Source organism: Chitinophaga sp. (genome assembly GCF_036566945.1).
In the GTDB taxonomy this organism is placed as follows: domain Bacteria; phylum Bacteroidota; class Bacteroidia; order Chitinophagales; family Chitinophagaceae; genus Chitinophaga.
In genome coordinates, this window is sequence record NZ_DATCVJ010000897.1 from 1 (window position 1) to 4,168 (window position 4,168).

Annotated in this window: 5 protein-coding genes; 3 read left to right on the forward strand and 2 right to left on the reverse strand. The window is 44.1% G+C overall.

Features of this window, described 5'->3' with window-relative positions; genetic code table 11:
* From VIP81_RS26980 to VIP81_RS26990, 3 genes are all read left to right on the forward strand, one after another.
* On the forward strand, positions 1 to 239 hold a 239-nt coding region (locus VIP81_RS26980; protein WP_331968676.1), incomplete at its 5' end, for an adenosylcobinamide-GDP ribazoletransferase.
* Positions 206 to 781 carry an alpha-ribazole phosphatase gene (gene cobC, locus VIP81_RS26985; protein ID WP_331968679.1) on the forward strand — a complete coding sequence of 192 codons (576 nt, stop codon included), beginning with the start codon at positions 206 to 208 and terminating at the stop codon, positions 779 to 781. The genes VIP81_RS26980 and cobC, both read left to right, overlap by 34 nt.
* Positions 782 to 910: 129 nt before the next feature.
* Positions 911 to 1,126 (forward strand): twin-arginine translocase TatA/TatE family subunit, encoded by a 216-nt coding sequence (locus VIP81_RS26990; RefSeq protein WP_331968682.1) that lies wholly within the window; start codon positions 911 to 913, stop codon positions 1,124 to 1,126.
* Positions 1,127 to 1,201: 75 nt separating this feature from the next.
* Here VIP81_RS26990 and VIP81_RS26995 read toward each other — a convergent pair whose 3' ends face one another.
* Together VIP81_RS26995 and VIP81_RS27000 are read right to left on the reverse strand one after the other, a co-directional pair.
* On the reverse strand, positions 1,202 to 2,527 hold the full coding sequence (locus VIP81_RS26995; RefSeq protein WP_331968685.1) for a DUF5690 family protein: 1,326 nt from the start codon (positions 2,525 to 2,527) through the stop codon (positions 1,202 to 1,204).
* 188 nt (positions 2,528 to 2,715) lie between these two features.
* Positions 2,716 to 4,168: SusD/RagB family nutrient-binding outer membrane lipoprotein (locus VIP81_RS27000; protein WP_331968688.1), on the reverse strand; the 1,453-nt coding region annotated here is incomplete at its 5' end.

The following is a 4,168-nucleotide window of genomic DNA, read 5'->3' on the forward strand; positions in this document are numbered from 1 at the left end:
CTGATTTGGGGATAGCGGCTATCTGGGCCTGCCTTCCATTTATAGCTGCCATTATTTACCTGCATAACTACACCCTGCTGCTCACTATTCCGGCGTTGCTACTGGCCCGCTGGTACCTGGTACGACTGATGCAGAAGTGGATTGGTGGTTATACCGGCGATTGCCTGGGTGCCGTGCAGCAGGTATCGGAAACTGTTATTTATTTATGCTTTTGTATTCTCACATGGAAATATACCTGATCCGGCATACCACACCGGCAATAGAAAGTGGTGTTTGCTATGGTGCGTCCGACGTGGATGTTGCCGCCGGTTTTGACGAAGAAGTGGCCAGGGTAAAGCCTTTGCTGCCTACCCAAAAAATGGATATTTACACCAGCCCGTTGCAACGTTGTGAAAAGCTGGCCGCGGCGCTGTTTGGCAGCGATTATATTAAAGACGACCGCCTGAAGGAAATGAATTTCGGCGACTGGGAAATGCTTCCCTGGGATAATATCAGCCGCACAGCCCTCCGCAAATGGGCCGACAACGTGGTTTTTGAACATATTCCTGGTGGAGAAAGCTACGAAGAACTATATACCCGCAGCATTGGGTTATTGGAGGAAGTGATTGCCAAAGGAAATGACGCCGTATTGGTCACCCATGGCGGAGTGATCCGGTGTATATTAGCGCATGTGACCGATACAGCACTGGTAGATGCCTTTGATATTTCCATAGATTATGGCCGGATTTCGCATTTACAGGTAGAAAACGGGGAGGTAAAAGTGATATTTTCTAATCTGTAACTACTTGCCAACAAGACAGTTATATTAAAATATTTAAATATCTTCCTAAAAAACAAAAAAACTGGTAAATCGTGCTAACTTTATGTTTGCATACACCGTATATAAAAGAACACAATTAAATCTGATATAATGACAACATCTTTTCTGAATATCCCGCTTTTATTTTTGCAGGAAATAGGTATCAAAGAATTGCTGCTGATAGCATTAGTAGTACTGTTATTGTTTGGTGGTAAGAAGATACCTGAGCTGATGCGTGGTTTGGGTAGCGGCATACGTGAATTTAAAGATGCCAAAGATGAACCATCAAAGAAAGGAAGCAATGCTGATGCTGACGCAAAAAGCTAATTGAATTCCTGTTATAAAAACAAAGGCAAATCGCTCATATAGCATGAACGATTTGCCTTTTTTAATGCCCGGTGATCAGGCGGCTAACTGCACATCTGTTGCGATTCCGGCAGCGCTTTTATTGTTCACTGATTCAAATCTTTTTTTAAAATACCAGGCAGCCACTATCATCATCACAATACCGGTAACGGATACACCGAGTACGGCATCCATGAAAAACTGACTCCACGACAGCGATACCCCGCTGAAATTTTTAAATAACATGACCAACACGCTCCCCAGATAACCGCAGGAATCGGCTACGTAAATAATGAAGCCTACGTTACTCACATATTTAAATACCGCAATCAGTCGTTCGAAGAAAATACAGTTAAAAGGAATATAGCCCATATACAGGCCAAGACCTGTTAAAGTCATCCACCATACCGGATCCAGGCGATGCTGTTTAAATAATAAAGTGCTGATGAAGGCAATCGCAAAACCGGTAATGACGATGAAATGATTGAGCATAAATGCATGGAAATTATTCTTCACAAATACCAGTAATCCCATAATCACAATGATAGCAATGGAAACAGGAATTTCCGTTTGCGTAAAAATGCCGGCCTGCGCACCATATCCCAAATCTTTCCAGATATCTGCCGCAAAATTATCGCGCATATCTCTTAGTACCGTCAACAATACATAACTGGCGATCAGCAATACCAGTCCGGGTAAGAACGCCTGCAGGAAATCTTTTCTCTCCTGTTTATTCATTGGCGCCCGGCGGGTTCTTAACTGCTCATCTTTTTCGGTAGGTGGTGGTATTTGTTCCAGCAATAACACGAAAATAAGCATGGGTATGGCAAATACCAGCCCTGTTACAAACGGCATCCAGTACTCAGTTACATGCCAGTCTACCACCGTCATCTTACCTACTGATTTTACAAATCCGGAAGAAAAAATAAAGCTGATAGATAATACTGCCCCCATGAACTCTGTACTGCGTCTGCCTTCCAGGTAACTAAATACCAATCCCCAGATCATACCTAACGGGAATCCATTCAAGAAAAGAAAAACGATATTATAAGGTGCCGGCACTACCGCAAAACAGAATAGCGACAGCCAGGAAATAGCCATCAGCACCAGGATACTCTGGGCCCGCTTATTCCCCTTCATTTCCGCGATGAAACGAATCCCGTAAAACTTGCTGCAGGCATATCCAATCGTTTGGGTAATGACCAGCCATATTTTATAATCTATCCCCAGAAAAGTTACGCCTTCGAAAATAGCTGCCGTAAAGGGTTTACGAAAAGCATACATGCACGAATAAGTGCCAAAGGCCACAAGCGCAGCATATAAGGAAAATGTAAGATGATGTGCATTCCGCAACCGTGTCTGTAACCAGGGAATATTCAACATATTGTAACAAATGGTTTGGGACAAAGGTGAGGGTCCAATGTGAACACATTGTTAACAATAGCTGAACTTAATGTTAAGTATTGCTAAACAGCTTTTAGCTTTTAGCTTTTAGTAAAAATGCAGCGGAGATCAACATTTGTTAATCTCCGCTGCATTTTTACTAAAAGCTAACTGCTAATAGCTAAAAGCTACTTCAGCAGCCACATACTGCCATTGATATCATCTGTAGTCCCTTTAAACTGGCTTTGCAGGGCAGCGGTCCAGTTAATGGTATTGGAAGAACGTTCGGAGTCAGGGTACTTAAAACGCTTAGGAATAATACCGCTGTTGCCGGTACCGGCGCCTACGCCGAAGGTGGGCACACCGGTTCTTCTCCAGTTAATATATGCCTCCCAGCCAGAGTTTTCAAAGAAGGCCAGGTATTTCTGCGTCAGGATCTGCGCGAGTCCCTGGGCGTCGTTACCTTTATATTTTACAGTGATTTGTTTGTAATAACTGTTTTCGAAATCAAAAGGTATTTCATAACGTTTACCACCGTACGTTTTTACCACTGAGCCGGGTGTTTCGGCAGGAACGCCATAGAAGCTCAACGACGCCTTGATACCCTTTTTATACCAGGCTTCCGCATCACCGTCTATCCATTTACGGTTGATCGCTTCTGCTATATTAAAACACAGCTCCGGAAAACCAAGCATCACACCCGGTTCAGCTGCATAGTTGCTATAGTAGCGGCTACGGCTGCGAACGGAATATACAGCGGTGTCCACATTAGACATATTAGCCGACATATCGCTCTGGCTGATGCCCGGTTCTGCACCCACATACGCGGTGATATCTGCCGGTGTTTTGTGCGCTACTTTCAGTTGCGCCGTGGCCGGTTCAGCTGTTACATAAGCACGCGGATCATTCAGTACTACCAGCGTATTCAGGTAGGTAGCAGACATATTATAACGGGTAGCATCAAACCCCAGATTATCCGGATTGGAAGGATATTTATTGATGTTGTTATAGATAAACTGCAGGTTACCATCCATGGATTCTATCAATGGATACTTAGCCGGATCGCTCATGATGGCTTTGAACTGTTGCGCCACTTTAAGATCTGTATCGGCTGTTTTCTGACTCAACGTAATGAGTACACGTAAATGGAAAGTATTTACCGCACGTTGCCATTTCGTCAAATCGTTGCCGAAATAGAAATCCCCTTTCAGTATTTGTCCTTCTGCAGTAACGCTCTTATCGGGATTAGCGATCTGTTGCCCCAGCTGTGTGTTTGCTTCTTCCAGCCATTGCAGGATCTGCATGAACACGGCCTTTTGATCATCATACTTAGGCGTTAAACCTAACTTACCCTGTAAGGCTTCTTTCATTGGTAAATCGCCCACCAGGTTAGTCATGCGATAGAAAAACCAGGCACGGAAAAACTTGCCCAGGGCGGTGTATGGATTAACGGTTTGTCCGCCGAGGCGGGTGGCTTCCCCTTCCATTTGCTGCACGTTCGTCATGGAATAATAGCTGTTCAAATCAGCACCACCCCAATCATATCGTTGATCACCGTAGTAGTTATAGTTACAGCAATCGAACTGATTCCAGCGCATTACATTACTCCAGGGTTTATCGGCATTCATATCTGCCAATACA